The sequence below is a fragment of the Enterobacter cloacae complex sp. SHL012 genome (assembly GCF_049237505.1).
Classification (GTDB): Bacteria; Pseudomonadota; Gammaproteobacteria; order Enterobacterales; family Enterobacteriaceae; genus Enterobacter; species Enterobacter kobei.
Genome location: NZ_JBMKIZ010000001.1, coordinates 461,128 through 482,704, shown reverse-complemented (window position 1 = coordinate 482,704; position 21,577 = coordinate 461,128). Strand labels below are relative to the sequence as shown.

Here is a 21,577-nt window from a genome sequence, read left to right as displayed (position 1 = left end):
TTGCATTAAGTAAGGCGAAATCTGGCGTTTCATGGCTACGTTGACCTGAATGCTGATACCCTCTGAAAGCGTCTCCGTTGACCATCTCACAGTGCCTTCCGCTTTTGCTCAGAGTTTCAATCCTGCATGTTTAGAAAGAGTTGAACGATGCCTGATATACTTCAGCTTTTGGAAAACGCAGCCCTGAGCAAATGGAAATTGAATTAAATAAAAGCGTTAAAGAACGAATCTTCCATGCTGTCATTTTTGAAGTCATAGCTAACGTTATCATCGCGCTGTCGCTTGCCTGGTTGATGAACGTTTCGATACTCCAGTCTGGATCGCTGTCCGTGATATCTGCACTGACCGCGACGGCATGGAATTTTGTTTTTAATAAACTCTTTGACTCGCTGCAGAAAAAATACCGCTTTCAACGAACCTTCCTTGTTCGTGCTATCCATGCGGTGGGTTTTGAAACAGGACTGATCATCACCTTAATCCCCGTTGCGATGGTTATGCTGGATTTACCCATCACTGAGGCATTTTTCGTTGAGATTGGGCTGGTGCTGTTTTTCCTGCCATACACAATGCTGTTTAACTGGCTATACGATTACCTGCGTTGGATGTTCGTTGGACGGAGGCGTTCGGCTTCATAACAATAGCCCTTCTGTCTAAGTGATCAAATGCTCTGCCATGCATGTTTTTGCACGAAAATGCACGAAATACTTTCAAAACGCGGCGGTAATTTCGTAAGATATCGTCTACAAACGTGCAACTTCATGCAATCACACTGACAGAGGTATCTATGACACAACAGCTCATTTTAATTGCCGGTCCCTATCGAAGCGGCACCGATGGCCTTCAGGCGCGCATTGATGAGAATCTTGCGCGTCTCGAAAACGCCGCATTAGCCGTATACCAGCGTGGTCACGTTCCGGTCATTGGCGAATGGCTGGCTCTGCCACTGGCGAAGGCCGCAGGCTCGACATCGTTGGGAGATGACATCGCAGAATCAATGCTTTACCCCGTAGCTCACCGGCTCATCGCAAAATGCGATGCGATTTATCGGATTGCCGGTGCGTCTAAGGGGGCGGATATGGACATTGAAGTGGCCAGGGAACTTGGCCTCACGATTTATACTACGCTGGAGAGCATTCCTCAGGCTTAACGATGACCGTGCCAGTCAGTCATCTGACTGGCTCATGAGGAAGCCAGTACGACCGATACCCCTTTTTCGGATAGCGTATGCACCCAGCCACGATCGGTATCGTCTTCGACGACAAGCGTATTCGCTAAGGATACGTCGCCAATCACAAACGATGACGCCGTATTGATTTTTTCCGGTGAAGCCAGAACAACCGTCTCGGCCGCTCTGCCGGAAAATGCACGTTTGATGCACGCCTCTTCGAAATCGCCCGTGGTCAGCCCTGCTTCCGGATGGATCCCGGTCACGCCCATAAAGAACAGATCGGCATGAATGTTTTCGATACCTTCGATGGCCGCCGCGCCGACTGCAACAATTGAGTGTTTATACAAACGGCCGCCAATCAGAATCACTTCAATAGCGGGATGATTAACCAGCCCCAGAGCAATGCTCGGACTGTGCGTCACCACGGTAATACGCAAATCAGGCGGTAAGAAAGTAATCAGTTCAGAGGTGGTCGTTCCACCGTCAATGATCACTACCTGGCCCGAAGAAATCAGCTGCGCGCCCTTCTGCGCCACCTTTCTTTTGGCATCCATTTTAACGGACTGACGCTCTGCAAAAGGCACAATAGCGGAAGACGACGGCAGCGCACCGCCGTGAACACGCTGTAAACGCCCTTCTGCCGCCAGCTCGCGTAAATCACGCCGGATGGTGTCCTCAGAGACATCAAAGAGAATGCTGAGCGCTTTAGACTGGACCTGGCCTTCGGCGCCGAGCTTCTCAAGTATCAATTGTTTTCGCTGACTGGTGAGCATTCTGGATTCCTGATATTGCATGATAAATCTTGAAACTGCACGTTAATGCTGTTATTAATCGTTACTCTACGTAAGGAGGACAAAACGTGCAATCGAAACGTGCAGATGTGCGCATCATTAACGATGAAATATTGTCAGATAACTGGTACTTACTCAAAAAATATACCTTTGACCATCAACGACGCGATGGCGAATGGCAGCGACAAACCCGTGAAGTTTATGACCGGGGGAATGGCGCGACTATTCTGCTCTACAACCGTGATAAAAAAACGGTGATTCTGACTCGCCAGTTCCGTTTCCCGGTCTTTATCAATGGTCATCAGGGTGATCTGATCGAGGCTGCTGCGGGCCTGCTCGACAATATGGATCCAGAGAGCCGAATAAAGGCAGAAGCGGAAGAAGAGACCGGGTTTAAGGTGTCGAGCGTGCAGAAAATCTTTGAAGCCTATATGAGCCCGGGTTCCGTTACGGAGAAACTCTACTTCTACCTTGCCGAATATCAGCCAAAGGATAAAACCAGCGCAGGCGGCGGTATCAAAGCGGAGGGTGAGGATATCGACGTGCTGGAGCTCCCCTTTGAGGACGCTTTGCGGGGCATTGAAACGGGCATGATTGTCGACGGGAAAACCATCATGCTGCTCTATCATGTTGCACTGAAAGGCATTCTGTAATGTGACCTTGTTGCGGCACCTGTCCCGGTGCAGGTGCCGGCCTGTGCTATCCTTGCTGGTACACGCAAAAAGGAGATCTAAAGATGGCCGACTGGAACCCTTCTCTTTATCTGCAATACGGTGCTGAACGCACGCGTCCTGCCGCTGAGCTACTCGCCAGAATCCCACTGGATGACGTCGCCACCCTCGCCGATTTGGGCTGTGGTCCGGGAAACAGCACGGCGCTGTTGCGCCATCGCTGGCCGAACGCACAGATTACCGGGGTCGATAACTCGCCTGCCATGCTGGAAGAGGCGCGCAGTGCGCTGCCGGGCTGCCGATTTGTTGAGTCCGATATCCGCCAGTATAAGCCGGACCAGGCGCTGAATTTGATTTATGCCAATGCGTCATTGCAATGGGTTCCAGACCATTACGATCTTCTGCCTCACCTTGTTTCTCTCCTCGCGCTTAATGGCGTCCTGGCGATCCAGATGCCGGACAACTGGCTTGAGCCTACTCACGTAGCCATGCGCGAAGTGGCCCTGGAGCAAGACTATCCTGACCGCGGTAGAGAACCGCTGCCTGGGGTCCATGCCTACTATGACATTTTGTCCGAAGCCGGGTGTGAGGTGGATATCTGGCGGACGACCTATTTCCATAAAATGCGCTCGCATCAGGCCATCATTGACTGGGTCAGCGCCACCGGGTTACGCCCATGGCTCCAGGAACTGAACGAGCACGAACAGAAACGTTTCCTGAAACGCTACCATGAACTACTGGAAGAGCAGTATCCGCTCCAGGAAAACGGGCAGATACTGCTGGCTTTTCCTCGGTTGTTTATGGTTGCTCAGCGTCAACCCTGAGGCGGTAATCAGGAACGGGCTTCTTTCAGCAGCTGTTGAATCACCTGTTCCTGTTTATCGTAATTTCCCTCCCCAAAGGAGGTGTAGCGCAGCTGCCCTTTAGCATCAAAGTAATAATGCGCTGGCCAGTACTGGTTGCCGAAAACATTCCAGATTTGGTAATTATTATCCGTCACAACCCGATACGGCAGCTGCCATTTATTCACCGCATTTTTTACCGACGAAATCGGTTTCTCCCACGGATATTCCGGGGTATGAACCCCAATCACGACCAGACCTTGCGACTGATACTTTGTGGCCCAGTCGCGCACATGCGGAAGCGTATGCTGGCAATTAATGCAGTCCCAGGTCCAGAAATCAATCAGGACCACCTTCCCGCGCAGTGATTCAGACGTGACAGTGTCACCGTTTATCCACCCTGTTCCACCGCTCAACGACGGCAGCTGGCTACTCGGCTCGGTCATCACCACCGGCTGGAGCTTCACCGCTTGTGTAGCGGGTTTTGCCAGATTCAGCAGCGTGGTTTCAAGACGGTCCGCCACCCCATTTGCGCCTTTCAGAACAGACGTCATTCCGGTCGCGTTAAAGACGACAGCCGCTAACATCACCACGCCAGCCCCCTGGCGAAGCTTCGCCATCAGCGCCGATTTTGCTCTCAGAGGTGCCATCAGCGTGCGGCCTCCGAGAACGAGTAAACCCAGCATTAACGCGCATCCACTGCCGTAGGCGGCAAGTAACGCCCCTGTCGCGATGGCTGAATGTCCCGCAATATTAAGGCTGAATATCGCCCCCAGAATGGGACCTGCGCAGGGGGACCAGAGCAACCCGACCGCCAGCCCGGCCAGAAAAGCAGATGCCATGCCGCGTGTTTGTCCGCTTCGGGTGTTCAGGACGTTTCCCGCGCTGACTGCTGGCCCGGCAATTCGCTGGGCAAAGGAGGGAAAAATTAACGCCAGCGCGGCCGTAGCCAGAATGATAAGCGCGATCCAGCGTCCAACGACGGTGGCTTCAGCTATCCACTCGCTGGCGACGGTGACAACCATCGCAACCAGGGTGAACATCACGATCATCCCCGCGAGCAGTGCCATAATATGTCGTCTTTGCCCCTGAAAACCGGCAAACAGGAGGGGAATAACCGGGAGTGTACATGGACTGAGCAGGCTTATCATCCCGCCCAGAAAAGCAATTATCAAAAACATAGAGACCTCACGATACAAGTCCTGCGACGCTGCAGTGAGGCTATTTCATCGTGCGGATGTGTTCAGGATATGTGTAAAAGCGCGGGTTTTGTCTGGCTCTGTATCTTCCCGGAAGGCAGATACAAAGCCATACAATTAACGTCGTGGGAGCGTAACGGAGACATCCAGCCCGCCCTCGGCGCGGTTCGCCAGCTTCAGCTTGCCGTCCAGCTGTGCGGTCAGTTGCGCAGCAATTGCCAGACCCAGTCCGGTTCCACCGGTATCACGGTTGCGCGATGTTTCAACCCGATAAAACGGCTGCAATACGGCCTCCAGTTCGGCATCGGGTATTCCCGGGCCGCCATCTATAATGTGGATCACCACCTCACTGGCGGATGAATCATCAATGACAATGTTGGCGCGCTCGCCAAATTTCAGGGCGTTATCCAGCAGGTTGGTCATCACCCGGCGAAGCGCCTGCGGACGCGTCACAATCGGCAAACGGGATTCGCCCGCCTGAAATTGCACGTGTTTACCGATGTCCTGATAATCACAAGCGATGCTGTTTATCCAGGCATTAAGTTCCAGCTTCAGCGATGTCTCTTCCAGTGATTCTGATGACCGGGCATAGGCAATCCCCTCGCGCACCAGACGCGACATATTATCAAGGTCATCCATTAGCTTGTCGCGCAGTTCAGGTTGTTCCGCCATTTCGACCCGCAGCTTCATGCGGGTAATCGGCGTCTGGAGATCGTGCGAAATGGAGGCCAGAATCTGCGCACGTTCCCGGAGATAAGACTGAATACGTGCCTGCATGGCGTTGAAGGCATGGGCAGCCCGTTGTACCTCAAGCGGCCCTTTCTCGGTCATTGGCGTATTGGCCGCCGGTTCCAGGGCGTCAACCGCGCGGGTAAACTGTGAAAAAGGCCGCACAACCTGCCGCACGGCAAACCAGGAGCAGGCCGCGAGCAGCAACAGTTGCAGGATAAGAACAACGGGCAGCCAGCTGGCGACCGGTGGCATGCGCGGGATCAGATCAATGGTCAACGGCGCACCGTCGTGTAACGTAAGATGTGCCTGGATATGTGAAATGGCGCCAGGAACAGCCGTAAAGCTGAGCGGGTATTGTGCTGCCAGTGTCGCTTTTAAGGTACGGATGGCATCCTGGGAACGCTTATCCGTCGGTGCGTTGCCCGGCTCACCCGGACCGAGGATATAACGATAGTTACCCCGCTCAAGGCGCGGCAGCCACGCCGCCCGTTCAGTGGCCGGTAAGCGGTCTAAAATGGCCACGCTGGTCGCGACATCGTATTCCAGGTTACCGAGCATCACCGTGCGGGCGCTGTGCATTCGTTCTATCATGACCAGCGTCAGGCTCAGGGCGTTGGCCAGCAACAGGCCGGGAAGCACAATGATCAGCAAACGGGCCAACAGTGAGCGTGGCCAGAACCTCATTCGTTCGCCTCTTTGATCGTGACCGGCATGGTAAACACATAGCCTTCGCTGCGCACGGTTTTAATATAGGCGGGTGTACGCGCATCTTCATTCAGGCGTTGACGTACCCGGCTGACCAGCAGATCGATAGAACGTTCAAACAGTTCGGCGTCGCGCCCCTGCGTCAGGTTGAGCAGCTGATCGCGAGTCAACACGCGCTGAGGATGATCGAGGAAAACGCGCAGCAGGCGATACTCCGCCCCGCTGAGCGCCACAATCACCCCTTCCGGGTCTATCAGGTGGCGGGCAACGGTATCGAGCTCCCATTCACCAAACGTCACCAGTCGCCCTGCTTCTGTTACCTGTAAATTGGGCGGCATTGTACGAAAACGGCGTAAAATCGCTTTGATTCGCGCCAGCAATTCGCGCGCAACAAAAGGCTTCACAACGTAATCATCCGCCCCCATCTCCAGCCCCAGGATCCTGTCCGTCTCCTCATTACGCGCCGTCAGCATCAGGATAGGCAGATCTTTATGTTTGCCGACACGCAGTTGCCGACACAGCGTAAGACCGTCATCGCCGGGCATCATGACGTCCAGCACCACCAGGTCGATATGCTGTTTATCCAGCACGGCGCGCATCTCCTTGCCGTTGGCCGCGCCGGAGGCGCGATAACCGGACTTAACGAGATAGTCGACAATCAGTTCACGAATATCCCTATCGTCATCGACGACAAGGATATGGTCAATATGCTCCACCGAAATCTCCAGACTGAAGGGTAACGTATTGAAAATAGCACATTTCAGAGTTTATCTGCGTCGACCACAGCGTTAACGAAATCCTGCGGATCTTCCTGAGGCGGATTGTGACCCACTGTCGCCCCAAAGGTGCGGTGTTCATACTTACCGGTAAATTTACCCGCGTAGGCCTGTGGTGCCGGATGCGGTGCCCCGTTATTTCCGCCTTCGATGGTGATCGTTGGTACGGTGATATTCGGCAGCGCGGCCAGTTTTTGCTCGTAGCTGTCGTATTTGCGCTCACCTTTTTCCAGCCCTAAGCGCCAGCGGTAATTGCTGAGCGTCACCGCGACGTGATCCGGATTATCGAGCGATTTGGCGCTGGCGTTGAAGGTTGCATCGCTAAATTTCCAGTCCGGTGAGGCCTGCGACCAGATCAAACGGGCAAAGTCATGCGTGTTTTTAGCGTAGCCTTCCGCACCGCGCTCGGTGGCGAAGTAAAACTGATACCACCACTGCTGCTCTGCTTTTGGCGGCAACGGTTGTTTGCCAATCTGCTGGCTGCTGATGAGATACCCACTCACCGAAACGAGCGACTTAACGCGTTCTGGCCACAGCGCCGCAACGATATCCGCTGTGCGGGCACCCCAGTCGTAGCCTGCAAATACGGCCTGTTTAATATTCAGGGCGTCCATCAGATTAACAATATCTTTCGCCATCGCAGACGGCTGGCCGTTGCGCGGGGTTTTAGCTGACAGGAAGCGAGTGGTGCCGTAGCCGCGCAGAGAAGGCACAATGACACGGTAACCTTTTGCCGCCAGTGCGGGAGCGACTTCAGCATAGCTGTGAATATCGTAGGGCCAGCCGTGTAATAAAATAACCGGTTGACCGTCTTTCGGGCCGATGTCGACATACCCGACGTTAAGGTCGCCGGCGTTAATTTGCTGCGGGTGGTCAAAGGCTGCCGTGAAGCTGGTGCCGGTGACTTCGGCCTGACAGGACATCACGGTGCCAAGAGAAACGGTCAGAGCAAGGGTCGAGTAAGCGAGTTTGCTGAACATATTTGGTGTCTCCGATTGAGTTCAATTCACGGGGATATAACAACACCTCAATGTATAGCGGATATGTGCGAAAGCGGGTTTATTGCAAGCCTGTGTATGTATCAGGAACACAGATACAGTGTGATACAAACACAGGCGTTTTAGCCTTACAGGGAAAGGCGATAGCGAACGTAATCGTCGGCCTCACCGTATTGATCGTAGAGTTTACGCGCTGGGTTATTCTCCCGGGTGACCCAGTACAGTTTTGACCACCCTTCACGCTTACCTTCTGCAATCAGGGCATCTATAAGCGCTTTGCCCGCCCCCGCGCCGCGTTCATCAGCATCAACAAACAGATCTTCCAGGTAGCAAATGGGCGCTGTTGACCAGGTGCCTTCGTGCAGAATACACATTGCGAAACCGATCACTTTTTCGTCCTTCTCTACCACGCGACAGAACATCGACGATTGCGCTGAGAGCGCCCTCTCCCAGGTTGATGCGGTAACGGATTCCTCAAGATAGCACTCATAGAAATGGGTATAGCCATCCCACAGCGGTCGCCATTGAGAATAATCATCTTCGCGTAGCGGTCTTACCGTAACTGCCATGTGTTCCTCGCAATACCTGTTAATTGCCATATCGAAACAGCGTAGGGTCTTATCACCTTTTTAATCGCATTTTGCGGGCCAGACGGGCAAGACGCTGCGTACGGCAGTAGAGCGTAAAGAGCACGAACCCTCTTCCATTCATCACCAATCTGCAAAATACCAACGCGAAGAAGGCAATGACCAGTGGCCAACTACTTCCGTGATGGGCAAACAAGAAATATACCGCCTGAACGACGGTTATTATCAGCAAAATAAAGAACAGCGCCAGAAATCCCGCTAACCCTGACGTTAATCCCCGAGCCAGAAGTACGCTTGTGATGATGAGCGCGCCAATCATGGCCAATGACGGTAAGAAAAAGCCCAGTGCATGGTGTAAAGGTGATAAGCCCGGAAACGCATGGAGAAAAGGCAGAAGATTAAATGCAAAAGCCACTAAAAACAGAGGAAGCAGCACCGCGACCGGATAAGGGTTTTGACGTGGAAGCTCATTGAGCGGCCGGGAAAAATAACGTTCAAGCTCGGGAGTGGAATGGTTCAATAGATGAGCCTCGCCTCGGGCGATAGTCTTCTCAATCTCCCAGCCATGATGCAGGAGATCACAGAAAACGCGTCCGTTTAAAAGTGGCAGCAATCTCATCAAAAATATCACCATCAAATAAAAGGAAACGATTTTGGTGGTCAATAACCACAGCGCAGCGCACTGGAATGTGATAGAGATAAAAATACCAGAACCCAAACAAAAACATAACGCTTAAATACGGAGATCCGCGGATGACAATACCTACGCTCACGACTGAACGCTTACTGTTAAAACCGCTGGTTGCCGAAGATGCTGTCCAGATACAGAAGCTATATCCGCGGTGGGAGATCGTGCGTTATATGGTCTCTTCGGTGCCCTGGCCTTACCCGGATAACGGTGCGGAAAATTATGTTAACAACGTGGCGCTGCCCGATATGGCAAAAGGGATTGCCTGGTTCTGGAGCATCCGACGTCGCGAAGTACCGGATGAACTCATGGGTATTATCTGCCTGTACGATATTGAAGATAACAACCGCGGATTCTGGCTGGCACCGGAGTTTCAGGGTAAAGGCTATATGCGGGAGGCGAGCATTGCGGCGACGGATTACTGGTTCAATACGCTGAACAAAGCGGTGTTGCGTGCGCCGAAGGCCGCTGCCAACAGCCGCTCACGTCGTATTTCAGACAGCAGCGGCATGCGGCTTGTCAGAACGGAAAAGAAAGCCTACGTCAGCGGTATGCTTGACTCCGAACTGTGGGAGATCACCCGCGACGAGTGGAACGCCCGTCAGGTCAGCTGATAATGCTTATCTGGCATCAACCTTTCAGGAATGTTCTCTTCATCGTTCATCTGCAGCAGATCGCGTTCCATATTGTTGCAGATGGCGTCCAGCGGCAGGTCGTTATCTTCCGTACCAAACGGATCTTCCAGCTCTTCTGCCAAAGTATCCAGCGAGATAAAGGTGTAAGAGATCAGCGCGGAGACAAACGGTGTCATGTAATGCAGGTCCACAACCAGCGCAAACGGCAGCATGATGCAGAACAGATATACCGTGCGGTGCAAAATCAGCGTATAGGCAAACGGCACTGGCGTCGTCGCGATACGCTCGCAGCCGGAAAGGACGATGGACATGTCGTTCAAGCGGTTGTTCAGACTATGGAAAAGGATGTCCGAAAGCTGTCCGTTACGCCGCCGCACGGCAAGCCACTCCCCCATGATCAGTAGAATACGGTTGGCCGGCGAGTTGGCAGCCATCACGTGCCGTAAATCATCCGCAGCAAGATAACGAGCGAGTTCGTCAGCGTTCAGTTCCCGGCGCAAGGTCATTCGCAGGCAGTTGGCAAAGGCAATCTGCAGGCGGACAAACTCACCCAGATGTTTATCGTCAGGCAAGGTGTTTTTTACCTCGCGAAACAGCGAGCGTGCCGCTATCATCAACTGCCCCCAGAGCAGTCGAGCCTCGACGTAACGTGAATAACAGGCGTTGTTTCTGAAACCCAGAAAGATAGCGATCGCCACGCCGAGAATGCTGAAGGGCGCGACGGTAAATTTGATGCCCAGCGAGGTGTACCACGGCAGCATCAGGATCACGGCGATAGAAAGCAGGAAGTTGAGCAGCAGTCGGGTATAGATTTTGGGAAGTACCGAACCGTGCCAGACAAAAATCAGTTGTAGCCAGTGCTGTTTAGGACGAACAATCATAGTGAGTTTCAGGCAAGAAAAGAGCGTGGCTATTAAACGTGATCCCCCTCACGGTTGCAAGCATGTTAACGGGACATTGCATTTTCCCCTCTGCAAAGCGAAATATGCACGGTGCTGATTCTCTTTTTTAAAAACGGAGTAAATAGTATGTTGTAACTAAAACAGATTCTATTTAAACCCGGCCGCAGCCGGGTGACGTGATTAGCAAAGTGGCTTCACCGCTGCGCGCATTCCCTTCAGCAGAATGGCATCAAGATCCAGCGTCACCTGGTCCACTAGGCCGTTCACCTGCGTCAGGTCCAGCTCCCAGTGCTCTCTCTCGCTCAACACAGCCTGCACCAGTTCACGGGTACTTATCTGATTATCGCGGTGCCGCGCCCATAACTGCTGATAACATTCCAGCCAGTTCGCATCATCCTGTACCGGATAGCCCTCCCCGTTACGCTCCGCGCGATAAAACGCAATCAGGGCCGCTAACGCAAACGTCAGACGGGATGGTAACTGCCCCCTGACCTTTTGCCCGGCCAGCAATTGCGGCAGAATGCGGGTGCGGTATTTAGTCATGCCGTTGAGCGCAATCGAGAGCAACTGGTGTCTGATGTAAGGGTTCCGAAAACGCCCTGTTACCGCGCTGGCGAACGATTCCAGTTCATCACGTGGCAGATCGAGGACCGGAATAATTTCCTGATAAATCGCTTTTTCGACGAAGGCACAGATATCGGCATCATTCATCGCCTCACCGACCGTATCCAGCCCCGCCTGGAACGCGACCGGCACCAGTGCCGTATGCGCACCATTCAGGATGGCGACTTTACGCTCTTTGTAGGGTTTGATGTCATCCACAATCAGCACATTAAGCGGATACTTATCCAGACGCAGTTCTCGAGCAAGGAATGCAGGCCCCTGAATGACAAACAGATAGAAGTGTTCTGCCGTATCCAGGAACGCATCGTGATATCCCAGCTCAGCTTCCAGCGCGGCCGCTTCATCGCGCGGGTAACCGGTCACAATACGGTCAACCAGCGTTGAGCAGAAATGGTTTGCTTCATTTAGCCACTGGATGAAAGCGGCAGGCAGCGCCCACTCCTGCGCATAACGCAAGACCAGTTCACGCAAGGCGTCTCCGTTGTAGTCTATCAGCTCACACGGAATGATGATCCAGCCCTTATCGGTCGCACCATTGAAGTGGCTGAAGCGCTCAAACAGCAGGCGCGTCAGTTTCGCCGGATAGCTCACGGCAGGCGCATCGTCGAATTTGTCACCCGCGTGATAGCCGATCCCGGCCTCCGTGGTGTTCGAGAAAACAAAACGCATATCGGGGTTGTGGGCCAGTTTCAGGAACGCATCATACTGGCTGTAGACGTCGATCTCCCGGTTAACCGAGCGGATAAGACGGCTCTCACTTACCGTTTCGCCCTGCTCATTCAGGCCGCGAATGATGGTGGTATAGAGGCCATCCTGGGTGCTCAGCGAGGGCGGGAAAGCACTCTGAATGGGGCGAACGATAACCACACCGGCATTGAGATCGGTATGTTCATTTAGCAGGTCAATTTGCCAGTCGACAAACGCACGCAGGAAGTTGCCTTCACCAAACTGGATGATGCGTTCAGGGTATTGAGCACCGGGAAAATCACGACGGTTAAGCGTGTTCACAATGGGTTCCTTTTATGATTAGTCATACAGCCTGATAAGATTGGTACGATAACTTATCAAAACTTTCCGACCAGGAACCCTGTTTCGATCAATTCACGGCGTGGTTGTGACGAAAATTATAAGAATTTGTAGAACACGGACGTCGCCGTCATGGCACCGTCCGGCATCAGGGCGTAGCGCGGGATCTCACCGACCTTTTGCCAGCCGGCACGCTGATAAAACGTCTCAGCGCCGCTGCCGGTGGAGGTATCGAGTACCAGAACCGAAATATTTCTGGCGCGGGCTTCAGCCTCAAGCGCTTCCATCAGCGCCATCGCGGCCCCTTTGCGACGCGCTTTTTCATGTACCAGAAGTTTTGCCACATCGGCACGATGAGGTTGATTCTCTGGCTGGTCGGTAATCAGTTGCACCGTTCCGATAACCCCCAGCTGGGGATCAACGCTGGCAAGTACAACGCGCTCATGGCGCCCTACGCTTTCAGCAATACCGAGCCAGAATGAACGGGCCTTCTCGAGGCTAAACGGCAACATGAAGCTGACGGATGCGCCGCCGCTCACGCAGTTTTCGAGGGTCCCGGCCAGCGCATCAAGATGAGTGAGAATGTCGTCACGGGTGAAGTTTTGGATATGCAGCGAGGTATTCATTGTTTGTCCTTACGTTGAATACCCACACTTTGCATTTAACATTTTCTTAACGCAATCGGGTCAGTCATACGCTTTTGTTATATCACCGCCCGCGCTGCCGCTGCTGCTTCATGGCATACATTTTTGCATCGGCATCGTTGAGCCACTTTTGCAGGTCGTTACTGTTGTGATCAAATTCACTCAGCCCCCAGGAGAACTTCAGCGACCATGGGTGTAACTTGCGCGCATTGTAGTTTTCGACCTGCTCGGCGAGATACTGCATGGCAATCCACGCCCCCTGCTCATCCGTGTCGGCAAACAGCACCGCAAACTCATCGCCACCGAAACGAACCAGCAGATCCGCTTCACGGAAAGAGGTACGCATCAGTTGCGCCATGACTTTAAGCGCCTTATCCCCCTCCTCATGCCCGTAACGATCGTTAATCTCCTTGAACCGATCCAGATCCAGCCATCCTAGCGTCAACGGCTCAGCACGGCGTCGGGCAATGGAAAGTGTGAACCGCACAAGCTGATTAAAGCCGCGTCGGTTGAATAACCCGGTCAACTCATCCGTGGTCGCCGCGCTGATGGCGGCAAACTCATCCTCAGCCAGCGCGCCCAGGTCACCCAGTACGGCGAGATCGGCCGCTGAAAACTCGCGAGGAGCGTAATCAATCAGGCAGAGCGAGCCAACGCTTGCGCCGTCTCGTAAGCGCAGCGGGAAGCCCGCGTAAAAACGCACGCCGGGCTCACCGGCCACCAGCGGGTTATCCGCGAACCGGTCATCCTGAAGCATATCCCCTACCACCAGCGGAGCTTCAGTGAGGATCGTATGGCCACAGAAAGAGATGTTACGCGGAACGGAACCGGGTGCCTGTCCATCCGCCGATTTCACGATCAGCGAGTGCTCATCAATAAGATTGACCATCGCCAGTGGCACCTGGAAAAAGCGTTTCGCCAGGCGCGTTAAGCGGTCAAACGCCGGGGAACTGTCGATCTCAAGCAGACCCGATTCGCGCAGCGAGTGAAGTCGGTCTGTTTCATTTTCAGGTGTTGCAGGTGCTTTCATAATGTCTCCTGACGTAAAGCGTTACTCAAAGCGTAGCTTAAACAGAGACATTGTCAGTGTGCGAATATCCTGTTAAGCCGCTATCTAATTCACGTCAATGCCTTATAACGATTAACGCAACTCAGTTTCACTCCCGGCACTGGCGGCAAGTTGCTCATCCGCCAGCCGGGCGCTGGTACGATTTCGACCCGCCTTTTTTGAACGATAAAGATGATCGTCCGCCTCGGCCATCAGCTTGTTGAAGACCTCCGTCAACTGCCATGACTCCGCCTTTCCGCTTCCGAGGCCAATACTGACCGTCAGATAAAGCGTCTGCTGACGCCAGGTGAAAGGATGGCTGGCGACGGTACTCCTGATACGTTCCGCCAGTGCATAGCCGTGTTGTTCATCGCCCGAATTGACGACCACAGCAAACTCCTCTCCCCCCATGCGGGCCACCATCCCGTCTTCGCCAACGACCTGCTGAACCTGGCGGGCAAAGGCTGCCAGCACGCGGTCGCCGCACTCATGACCGTAGTTATCATTGATGCTTTTGAAGTAATCAATATCGAGCAGCATGACGGTCAGAAAACGTGGATGACGGTGCGTTTCTTCGCGTTTTAGCGCCTCGTAAAGCCCGGAACGCGAGTAGACGTGGGTCAGAAAGTCATAATCCGCCCGCAGGGATACCTGACGGATCAGGGAATTAATCGCCGCCATGCTGACGGAGACCATCACCGGGCAGATCGCCATCGTGGCAATACCCAGCCGCGCAGAAAACATCATCGGGGTCGAGAGCGGCGTCGCCACGGCGATATTAATGATGGAGTTGGCGACCAGAATGATTTCAATCGCCCCTGTAATAAACGTCAGCAGGCAGGTCGCAGGCAGCGAGTAGCGTACCGCACACCAGATAAGCGCAGGCAGCGGAAATGCGAGGCTTCCCGCACCGCCAATCACCACCGAGGCAGCCACCGAAACAACCAGCGCAATGATCGGTAACAGTTTCTCCAGATTTACCCTGAGTTCCCGCACCGGCAAACCGAGGGTAAGTATGCACGGCACAACGAGTACGCCAGTGGAGAATTGTTCGCTAAACCAGTCGGCAAACAGCGGCCAGAAGGTATGACTGTCTATCCCCACGGACCCGAACGCACCGAGCAAGGCACACAGCAGCGCAGCAATCAGGCAGTAGTTAAACAGCCGTAATGCGTTGAGCGGATCGGGGGTTTTCTTCATCAACCGTCTGTCACGCTGAACCAGCACGGCGACAACGACGATAAAGATCATGTTAGACAGGTTTATGACCACCGAGGCCATTCCCCAGTTAGTCGTCACCGCGTCGTACATCAGCATCGCGACATAACATACCGCGTAGTAATGCAGGTGATGCAGAAACACATAACGGGCAAAGATCCCTGCCATAACGCCATTCAGCGGCCAGAACAGGGATAAGGCCTCGACCAGCCGCAATTCCGCGCCCACAAAATAAAAGAGAGTGGTGAGAATAAATATCGCCGAGGCATTACGCAGCGGCGTGTCGGGTTGGAACAACCTGAAGGCGGTGAGAGCAGAACGCATTAAATATCATTCCATATGAATGCTTATGGCAAATATTGCGGTCGTCAGCATGATCGGGACTAACTTAACCTGCATCTATAACACAATTACAACAGGATCATAACTCGTCAAATTTGGCTGTTCATCTGTATCACCAGCCAGTGGTGGATCACGCTGACGATATAATGTTGTTGCTGCGCAGTCAGTTGCACGCCCTGGGGAATATTATGCCATTTTGCCAGACAGCCCCGGCAGCAGGTCGCCGTGGCATGCTGGGCGATAAATACCGGGTGACCGCGCATGGGCGTCTGTTTACCGTCGTTGGCAGGTTGCGCCGGTGCAAGGCGTTTTTTAACGAAATCCGCAGCATGCTGGTCAATGGTGTCGGGTCCTTTGTCCCAGCAGTACTGCCGTTCTTTATTGCCTAAACGAAAGCGCGAGCGAAACGTCGATCGCGCCAGGCGGGAAAAAAGCGGATCCAGATCGGACATCAGTATACGGAACGTCCCAGACGTTGGGTCAGTTTCTCCAGCACCGCCACACCGGCAAGTGAATTTCCCGTTTCATCCAGCTCCGGGCTCCAGACGGCAATCGCCATTTCATGCGGCACAATCGCCACGACCCCGCCGCCAACGCCGGATTTGGCCGGAAGCCCAACCCGCCAGGCAAACTCGCCCGCGTTTTGATACATGCCGCTGGTCGCCATCAGGGCGTTGACCTGCCGCGCCTGCAGTGGGGAAACGACGTCCTGATCGAGATGCGGCGCGTGCCCCTGGTGCGCCAGAAACAGGAACGTCTGGGCCAGCTCAACGCAGCTCATTTTCAACGCACAGTAGTGGAAGTAGTTTTGCAGTACGGTCGCCACGTCGTTATGAAAGTTGCCGAAGGATTTCATCAGCCAGGCGATGGCCGCGTTACGGGCGGAGTGCTCAAACTCCGAGCGGGCCACTACCGAATCATAGGCAAGATCGTCAACGCCCGAGAGCTGACGAACAATCTCCAGCATTCGCTGACGCGGTGCGCTGAGACGGCTTTGCAGCATATCGCAGACCACCAGCGCCCCGGCATTGATAAAAGGGTTACGCGGTTTACCCTGCTCGATTTCAAGCTGAAGCAGTGAGTTAAAAGGCTGGCCGGACGGATCTTTACCGACACGCTGCCAGATCTCGTCTTCCTCGTACTGGCGCATCGCCGCAACCAGGCTCAGCACTTTCGAAATTGACTGAATCGAAAAACGTTCAGTGGCATCCCCTGCCTGGTATCGCTGTCCGTCGATGGTACAGATCGCAATCCCCAGCCTATTACCGCTGACCGAGGCAAGAGCCGGAATATAGTCGGCAACCTTACCCTTTCCCAATAACGGACGAACCTGCGCCAGAATCTCGTCCAGCATCTCATTATGGATGACCGCAGCCACTCTTTGCTCCTTGCCCTCAGGCTAAAACGGGCTGCGAGTATAACAGAGGCTTATGTATTGCGTCAGGCGCTAAGACGAAAACGCGAAACGGCCTGCAATAAAAGATCGGATTGCTTTTGCAGTCGCTCAGAGGCCTCTGAGGCGTCAGAAACCAGCAGATCCGTCTGGCGGGAAACCTGATTCAGCGCCTGAAGCTGACGCGTCATCTGGTGAATACTCTCCCCCTGACTGAGCGTAGCGGTTGAGATTTCATTCAGCAAACTGCTTAAATTGCCGACCAGACCGGTGACCTGCTGCAAATTGTCTTCCATCAAATTCACCGCGCGGGATCCGTCTTCAATGCCCTGCAAAGAGCGATTGATAAGTTCCTGGATGGTCTGCGTTGAGTGGCTACTCTTTCTGGCAAGCAGGCCGACTTCCCGGGCGACAACGGCAAACCCGCGCCCGTGGTTACCGGCATGGGCGGCTTCAATGGCGGCGTTTAACGCCAGAATATTGGTCTGAAACGCCACGCTGTCGATCATCGCCACGATCCCGCGCATTTCAGAAGATCGCTCGACGATCGCCTGCATGGACGCATTCACGGTCGACATCATCTGGTCACCGCCTACCGCGGCCTGACGCGCTTCGTCCGCGCGCGAGCTGGCGAGTCTGGCGTAGCCGGTATTCCCTTCCACATGCGTTTCCAGCGTCGCGATATGGGTCGTGACCTCTTCCAGCTCTTTTGCCTGACGCGCCGATTGCTGATACAGCTTCTGATTCCCCTGCGCCAGGGAGCCGATATTTTCAACCATTGCGGTCGTGGCATGGCTGACCTGGGTCACCAGCTGCTGCAGACCGTGCTGCATGGTGGCGATACTGTCGCTAAGCTGCCCCGTCTCACGATTAAAACGCCTGACGGCAGGCGGCGTACCGGATAGATCTCCGGCTGCCAGCTGGTTAATATGCGCAATCAGTCGACGTAACGGCGTGATCACCCACCTGGACATGCCGAACCAGACGGCAACGGCGATGGCGAGCAGTAAAACCGGCGCAAACAGGAACAACGTTTGCAGCCTTGAAAGCTGCGTCATAAGTCCCTGACGCCCCTGCATGGCCTGCTTCTCGCTGGCCTGCTGATAACGGGCGTAATTATCGTTGAAGTCGCTCTGAAACGCCTGGGCCGGGACAGCAAAAAAGGCATCAATGGTGTGGGTTCTGACAAGCGCTTCCGATTGCTCTTTAATGGCACCGTAAAAAAGCTGATAGCTGTTCACCAGGGCCTCATCTTCCGGCGGATTGAGTGCCCGCCAGGCTTGCCACGCCTGCTGAGAAACCGCCAGCGATGCTTGCGCCTCATCCATCAGACTGTGCCAGCTTCCTTCTGAACCGGTCTCTTTATCCTGCATAAACCAGACGCCGGAGCGGTTAAGCAGATCGCTTGCCGCCAGCAGGGAGACACGCGCCAAATCAAGCTTGCTCTGCTGCTGATACGCCAGCAGATTTTGCCGCTCGTTGCGCTGAGCGTCCTTCAGGGAGGCGTTAAGCAGAAAAGATGAGGAGAGTTGTAGTGCGGAGAAAAGGCCAATAATACAAAAGATACCCGTCAGCAGGCCAAATTGACGTGGGATAAAGCGCTGCGCAATACGACGAAAAATTTGCGTTAGGTTCATGATTTTCTTCAGTAACAAGACGTTAGACGCGTGCGAGTCTACGAAACGAAAATGACAGAACCATTGCAGAGAAATGACAGTGGCCCTCAAATTGAGGGCCACTACAAACGAATTACACTCTGTTCTTCCACACCGTCTGCACGTTACAGAATTCATGCAGGCCGAAATGGGAAAGCTCGCGGCCAAAACCGCTCTTCTTCACACCGCCAAAGGCCACGCGCGCATCGCTGGCGCTGTAACCATTGATAAACACCCCACCGCACTCCAGCTCGCGAGAGAATTTATCCGCAAGCGCGGCGTCGGCGGTGAAGACCGTAGCAGAGAGGCCAAAGTCGCTGTCGTTTGCCAGCGTCAGGGCGTGCTCAGCATCTTTCGCGACGGTAATAGCCGCTACCGGACCAAACAGCTCCTGGCGGAAGGCCGTCATCGACGGCGTGACGTTCGCCAGCACGGTAGGCGCGTAATAATTCCCCTCGCCGCTGATTTTCTCTCCGCCCAGCAGCAGCGTGGCCCCCTCTGCCAGGGTGGCCTGAACCTGCTGATGCAGTTCATCGCGCAGGTCAAAACGCGCCATTGGGCCAATATAGTTCTCTTCTACATCGGGTGTGCCTATCTTCAGGGCGGCTACGCCCGCGACGAAGCGTTGGGTAAAGATATCCGCAATACCCTCTTCAACAATGAAGCGTTTGGCGGCCGCGCACACCTGCCCGGTATTCTGATAGCGACCCGCCACCGCCGCTTTCACGGCGAGATCCAGGTCAGCGTCGTTGAGCACGATGAACGGGTCAGAGCCGCCCAGCTCAAGCACGCATTTTTTCAGCGCAGCACCTGCCTGGGCACCAATTGCGGCCCCGGCACGCACGCTGCCGGTAACGGTCACCGCCGCAATGCGACGGTCGTTAATCGCCTGGCTTACGCCGTCATTGGTGGCATTAACCCAGCCAAAAACGCCTTCCGGGAAACCGGCATCCGCAAAAATCTGTGCGATAAGATCCGCCGAGCCAAGCACGTTTGGCGCGTGCTTAAGCAGATAGCTGTTACCTGCCAGCAGGATCGGCACCGCCCCGCGCAGTACCTGCCAGAGCGGAAAGTTCCACGGCATCACCGCCAGAATCGGCCCCAGCGGGCGGTATTCAATAACCGCGTTGTGGTTTTCCACCTGGGTTGGCTCTGCATTCAGCATGGCCGGGCCGTGTTCCGCATACCAGTCACACAGACCCGCAGATTTTGCCACTTCCGCCCGCGCCTGCAGAACCGGTTTGCCCATCTCCCGGGACATCATCCGGGCCATCTCTTCCGCACGATGACGCAGCGCAGCACCGAGATCGCGCAGCTTCTGCGCCCGCCAGGCGACGCTTTCGCTCCGCCACTGACGAAAACCGGCATCAGCCCGGGCGATAGCCTGTTCAACCTCTTCCTGTGTCGCCCACGGATACGCGGCGATCGTTTCACCCGTAGCCGGGTTAACAGACAGGGCATGTGTAGCAGATGAATAAGTCATGATGTTCTCCACGCATTTCGGTTGATTAATTGTGGCTCACTCTGCTATTTCTTAGAAATGAATAATAATAACCACCTTATTCACGAAACGAGAATGCTATGGATTTAACCCAGCTTGAAATGTTTAACGCCGTCGCGCTGACGGGGAGCATCACCCAGGCGGCGCAGAAGGTGCATCGCGTTCCCTCGAACCTGACAACACGCATCCGCCAGCTGGAGGCCGATCTCGGCGTTGAGCTGTTTATTCGTGAGAAGCAGCGTTTGCGGTTATCTCCCGCCGGGCATAACTTCCTGCGCTATAGCAGACAGATTCTGGCGCTGGTGGATGAAGCGCGCATGGTCGTCGCGGGGGATGAACCACAGGGGTTATTTGCTCTTGGCGCGCTGGAAAGCACCGCTGCCGTGCGCATCCCTGAATCGCTGGCGCAGTTTAACCAGCGTTATCCGCGCATTCAGTTTGCCCTCTCTACCGGCCCTTCCGGAACGATGATAGAGGGTGTACTGGAGGGAACGCTGAGCGCCGCCTTTGTTGACGGACCGCTGTCACACCCGGAACTGGAGGGGATGCCGGTCTACAGGGAAGAGATGATGCTGGTCACGCCTGCCGGGCATACGGAGGTCACACGCGCCACGCAGGTGAGCGGCAGCGACGTTTATGCCTTTCGCGCCAACTGCTCATATCGCCGACATCTGGAGAGCTGGTTTCATGCAGACGGCGCGATGCCTGGCCGCATTCACGAGATGGAGTCCTATCATGGCATGCTCGCCTGCGTCATTGCGGGCGCGGGCATCGCGCTGATGCCGCGCTCCATGCTGGAAAGTATGCCAGGACATCATCAGATTGAGGCCTGGCCGCTGGCTGAAAACTGGCGCTGGCTCACCACCTGGCTGGTGTGGCGACGGGGGGCGATGACCCGCCAGCTGGAAGCGTTTATAGCGCTGCTAAACGAACGTCTTCAACCAGCGCCTTCTCCATAAACAGGCTAAGCGGGTCGTCAACATAGGGGGCAAATGCCGGGCGCAGTTCGTACCCGCACTGTTCATACAGACGAACCGCGGCGTGTTGTTTTATCCCTGTCTCCAGCCGTACCGTGTGGCAATGACGGCTCAGGGCCTCATCTTCCAGGGCAGCCAGCAGCCTCTCTCCCAGATGCTGTCCCCGGTGGGTCGGGTCAATATAGACCCGTTTCATCTCACCGGTTCCATCCCCGTTAAGCACGATGGCGCCACAGCCAACGGCCTGAAGCTGCTGGTCGCGAATGATCATCAGGATAAGCGATGAGTCGGGCAGCGCTGAAAGATCGAGCAGATGATTGCTCTCTGCGGGATACAGTTCGCTCTGATAGCGGTCAAGGGCTGCAATCAGTGTGAGGATGTCCGGATGACGAGCGGATTCAGAGGTAATGGAATACATGGCAGGCTCCTTGCTGTTTTTTATTTTAAAATAGCGC

23 protein-coding genes are annotated in these 21,577 nt (G+C 54.6%); 6 read left to right on the top strand and 17 right to left on the bottom strand.

Translation table 11 applies throughout. The features are described from left to right. Positions 1-191: 191 nt before the first annotated feature. Positions 192-635: a PACE efflux transporter gene (locus ACOTY9_RS02370; RefSeq protein WP_014883852.1), complete on the top strand. Its 444-nt coding sequence runs from the start codon at positions 192-194 to the stop codon at positions 633-635. A 149-nt stretch (positions 636-784) separates the two neighbouring features. After that, entirely contained in the window at positions 785-1,147 is a 363-nt protein-coding gene (locus ACOTY9_RS02365; RefSeq protein WP_023330429.1) for a DUF4406 domain-containing protein, read from the top strand. Positions 1,148-1,179: 32 nt separating this feature from the next. Here ACOTY9_RS02365 and ACOTY9_RS02360 read toward each other — a convergent pair whose 3' ends face one another. Then, positions 1,180-1,941, bottom strand: a complete 762-nt coding sequence (locus ACOTY9_RS02360; RefSeq protein WP_014883850.1) for a DeoR/GlpR family DNA-binding transcription regulator — start codon at positions 1,939-1,941, stop codon at positions 1,180-1,182. 86 nt (positions 1,942-2,027) lie between these two features. On the opposite strand from ACOTY9_RS02360, the gene ACOTY9_RS02355 reads away from it, so the two are divergent. Continuing rightward, complete coding sequence (locus ACOTY9_RS02355) at positions 2,028-2,612, top strand: GDP-mannose pyrophosphatase nudK (protein ID WP_014883849.1); 585 nt, start codon at positions 2,028-2,030, stop codon at positions 2,610-2,612. Positions 2,613-2,695: 83 nt separating this feature from the next. Next, positions 2,696-3,454, top strand: coding sequence for a trans-aconitate 2-methyltransferase (tam, locus tag ACOTY9_RS02350; protein ID WP_014883848.1), 759 nt, complete (start codon positions 2,696-2,698; stop codon positions 3,452-3,454). An 8-nt stretch (positions 3,455-3,462) separates the two neighbouring features. On the opposite strand, the gene ACOTY9_RS02345 is transcribed toward tam, so the two are convergent. The 6 genes from ACOTY9_RS02345 to ACOTY9_RS02320 form a co-directional block, all read right to left on the bottom strand. Further along, on the bottom strand, positions 3,463-4,653 hold the full coding sequence (locus tag ACOTY9_RS02345; protein WP_047626183.1) for a cytochrome c biogenesis protein/redoxin: 1,191 nt from the start codon (positions 4,651-4,653) through the stop codon (positions 3,463-3,465). Positions 4,654-4,788: 135 nt separating this feature from the next. Beyond that, a complete protein-coding gene (locus ACOTY9_RS02340) occupies positions 4,789-6,087 on the bottom strand; it encodes an ATP-binding protein (RefSeq protein WP_047626182.1) in 1,299 nt (432 codons plus the stop codon). Beyond that, entirely contained in the window at positions 6,084-6,824 is a 741-nt protein-coding gene (locus tag ACOTY9_RS02335; RefSeq protein WP_014883845.1) for a response regulator, read from the bottom strand. The genes ACOTY9_RS02340 and ACOTY9_RS02335 overlap by 4 nt, the downstream gene beginning before the upstream one ends. 44 nt (positions 6,825-6,868) lie before the next feature. Further along, a complete protein-coding gene (locus ACOTY9_RS02330; protein ID WP_023330426.1) occupies positions 6,869-7,864 on the bottom strand; it encodes an alpha/beta fold hydrolase in 996 nt (331 codons plus the stop codon). A 146-nt stretch (positions 7,865-8,010) separates the two neighbouring features. Beyond that, positions 8,011-8,451, bottom strand: a complete 441-nt coding sequence (locus ACOTY9_RS02325) for a GNAT family N-acetyltransferase (RefSeq protein WP_121527876.1) — start codon at positions 8,449-8,451, stop codon at positions 8,011-8,013. A gap of 52 nt (positions 8,452-8,503) precedes the next feature. Then, entirely contained in the window at positions 8,504-9,088 is a 585-nt protein-coding gene (locus tag ACOTY9_RS02320) for a hypothetical protein (protein ID WP_121527875.1), read from the bottom strand. 134 nt (positions 9,089-9,222) lie between these two features. On the opposite strand from ACOTY9_RS02320, the gene ACOTY9_RS02315 reads away from it, so the two are divergent. Further along, positions 9,223-9,771 carry a GNAT family N-acetyltransferase gene (locus ACOTY9_RS02315; RefSeq protein WP_014883841.1) on the top strand — a complete coding sequence of 183 codons (549 nt, stop codon included), beginning with the start codon at positions 9,223-9,225 and terminating at the stop codon, positions 9,769-9,771. On the opposite strand, the gene ACOTY9_RS02310 is transcribed toward ACOTY9_RS02315, so the two are convergent. The 9 genes from ACOTY9_RS02310 to sad all read right to left on the bottom strand — a co-directional run bounded on the left by ACOTY9_RS02310 (position 9,759) and on the right by sad (position 20,127). Next, complete coding sequence (locus tag ACOTY9_RS02310) at positions 9,759-10,673, bottom strand: bestrophin family protein (protein ID WP_023337298.1); 915 nt, start codon at positions 10,671-10,673, stop codon at positions 9,759-9,761. The two genes, ACOTY9_RS02315 and ACOTY9_RS02310, sit on opposite strands and share 13 nt — an antisense overlap. 201 nt (positions 10,674-10,874) lie before the next feature. Next, the gene (locus ACOTY9_RS02305; protein WP_047344240.1) at positions 10,875-12,326 is read right to left on the bottom strand and encodes a tagaturonate reductase; all 1,452 of its coding nucleotides are present in this window, start codon (positions 12,324-12,326) and stop codon (positions 10,875-10,877) included. 116 nt (positions 12,327-12,442) lie between these two features. Then, positions 12,443-12,970 carry a GNAT family N-acetyltransferase gene (locus ACOTY9_RS02300; protein WP_348565500.1) on the bottom strand — a complete coding sequence of 176 codons (528 nt, stop codon included), beginning with the start codon at positions 12,968-12,970 and terminating at the stop codon, positions 12,443-12,445. Between the two features lie 82 nt (positions 12,971-13,052). After that, complete coding sequence (locus ACOTY9_RS02295; RefSeq protein WP_058690768.1) at positions 13,053-14,018, bottom strand: sensor domain-containing diguanylate cyclase; 966 nt, start codon at positions 14,016-14,018, stop codon at positions 13,053-13,055. Positions 14,019-14,129: 111 nt separating this feature from the next. After that, positions 14,130-15,578: a GGDEF domain-containing protein gene (locus tag ACOTY9_RS02290; protein WP_421637298.1), complete on the bottom strand. Its 1,449-nt coding sequence runs from the start codon at positions 15,576-15,578 to the stop codon at positions 14,130-14,132. A gap of 107 nt (positions 15,579-15,685) precedes the next feature. Then, positions 15,686-16,048 (bottom strand): DUF4186 domain-containing protein, encoded by a 363-nt coding sequence (locus ACOTY9_RS02285; protein ID WP_023337293.1) that lies wholly within the window; start codon positions 16,046-16,048, stop codon positions 15,686-15,688. After that, a complete protein-coding gene (glsB, locus tag ACOTY9_RS02280) occupies positions 16,048-16,974 on the bottom strand; it encodes a glutaminase B (RefSeq protein WP_047626169.1) in 927 nt (308 codons plus the stop codon). The genes ACOTY9_RS02285 and glsB overlap by 1 nt, the downstream gene beginning before the upstream one ends. 62 nt (positions 16,975-17,036) lie before the next feature. Continuing rightward, positions 17,037-18,626, bottom strand: a complete 1,590-nt coding sequence (locus tag ACOTY9_RS02275) for a methyl-accepting chemotaxis protein (protein ID WP_348565502.1) — start codon at positions 18,624-18,626, stop codon at positions 17,037-17,039. 112 nt (positions 18,627-18,738) lie between these two features. Continuing rightward, positions 18,739-20,127, bottom strand: a complete 1,389-nt coding sequence (sad, locus tag ACOTY9_RS02270) for a succinate-semialdehyde dehydrogenase (protein WP_303756826.1) — start codon at positions 20,125-20,127, stop codon at positions 18,739-18,741. A gap of 98 nt (positions 20,128-20,225) precedes the next feature. Here sad and ptrR point away from each other — a divergent pair, with 98 nt between their 5' ends. Continuing rightward, positions 20,226-21,104 carry a putrescine utilization regulator PtrR gene (gene ptrR / locus ACOTY9_RS02265; RefSeq protein ID WP_348565503.1) on the top strand — a complete coding sequence of 293 codons (879 nt, stop codon included), beginning with the start codon at positions 20,226-20,228 and terminating at the stop codon, positions 21,102-21,104. On the opposite strand, the gene ACOTY9_RS02260 is transcribed toward ptrR, so the two are convergent. After that, positions 21,058-21,540 (bottom strand): GNAT family N-acetyltransferase, encoded by a 483-nt coding sequence (locus ACOTY9_RS02260; RefSeq protein WP_047344235.1) that lies wholly within the window; start codon positions 21,538-21,540, stop codon positions 21,058-21,060. The two genes, ptrR and ACOTY9_RS02260, sit on opposite strands and share 47 nt — an antisense overlap. Between the last annotated feature and the right edge of the window lie 37 nt (positions 21,541-21,577).